The sequence below is a fragment of the Kitasatospora sp. NPDC048540 genome (genome assembly GCF_040651175.1).
GTDB lineage: Bacteria > Actinomycetota > Actinomycetes > Streptomycetales > Streptomycetaceae > Kitasatospora.
This window is the reverse complement of the sequence record NZ_JBEZIR010000283.1, coordinates 1-1,117: the sequence shown is the minus strand read 5'-3', so window position 1 is coordinate 1,117 and position 1,117 is coordinate 1. Positions and strand designations below refer to the sequence as shown.

Annotated in this window: 1 protein-coding gene; it reads left to right on the top strand. The window is 76.6% G+C overall.

Annotation, left to right across the window (positions count from 1 at the left end; all coding sequences use genetic code 11):
* The first annotated feature begins 427 nt into the window (after positions 1 to 427).
* Complete coding sequence (locus AB0D08_RS40865; RefSeq protein ID WP_359895445.1) at positions 428 to 1,021, top strand: hypothetical protein; 594 nt, start codon at positions 428 to 430, stop codon at positions 1,019 to 1,021.
* The last annotated feature ends 96 nt before the right edge of the window (positions 1,022 to 1,117 follow it).

Genomic DNA, 1,117 nt, shown 5'->3' with positions numbered 1-1,117 from the left:
TCGCCCTCGCCGTAGACCTTGTTCAGGCCGACGGCGCGCGCGGCGGCGGTGGTGGTCGTCATCGTGGTCACGGGAGGGCTCCTGCCGGAAAGGGGATCGTGGATCGGATCCATCCTCCGTGGCGCATCGGCGCACGCTGTCGGCCTGCCGGACGGTTGGCCGTACCCCGCACGGTCGGGGGCGGCGGGGGCGGCCCTCCTCCTACGGGATGACCCGCCCCCGGGCTACGGGATGACGTCGCCCCCGAGACCGGGGCGCCCGGACGGGGCCGGGAGGTAGGGGTCAGGGCGCAGGGGGCGGGGTGCCGGGGCCAGGGGTGGGGGTGGGGTGAACCGAACCCCCGGGTTCCGTGCTGCCACCCTCGTACCGGGCGGGCCGCGGCGGAAGGCTGGAGGAAACACCCCGACTCGCCCACCTGGTGGTTCCCATGGACAGGACCTTCTCCTCCGTCGTCGTCCCGGTGCTCCGGGCGCCGCTCTCGTCCCGGACCTGGCGGGAGGCCGGCTACCTGCTGGCCGCGCTGCCGGTCGCCCTGGTCTGCATCCCGCTGGCGCTGGTCGGCGGCCCGGCCGGACGGATCCAACGAGACCTGGTGGCCCGGCTGTTGGGCCGCCGGATCGAGCCGCCGAAGGACGGACGGCTCGCCGCCCTCGCACACGCCGTCCTGAGCCTGCCGCTGGCGGTGGCGGGTCTGGCCGTCACCGTCTACGGGTGGTCACTGGTACCGCTGAACCTCGGCTGGCCGCTGCGTCCGCTGCTCGGCATGGGCACGGGCGACTACTCCGACGCCTGGGGCGGCCCGACCTTCGCCGGGGCGTGGGCCCTGCACGCACTGGTCGGCGGCGTCGGCTTCCTGCTGCTGATGCCGTGGATCGGGCGGGGCCTGACCGCCCTTCAGGGCCGGCTGGCCGCCGGCCTTCTCGGCCCGCGCCGGATCGGACCCGGCCGGGCGGCCCTGCTGGCGCTGCCGGTCACGGCGGTCGCCGCCGTGGTGGCCGTCCCGATCGTGCACCAGCTGTGAACGACGGCCACCGGCCGCGGGGCGCCCGGGCGACCTCGCCGTACGGCAGCCGCCGCGTCGGCGGCCGACCCGCGCTCCCTGGTACCGGCCGCGGCC

Coding starts and splice junctions, on each gene's coding strand:
- AB0D08_RS40865 (WP_359895445.1), top strand. CDS start 428: ATGGACAGGACCTTCTCCTCCGTCGTCGTCCCGGTGCTCCGGGCGCCG.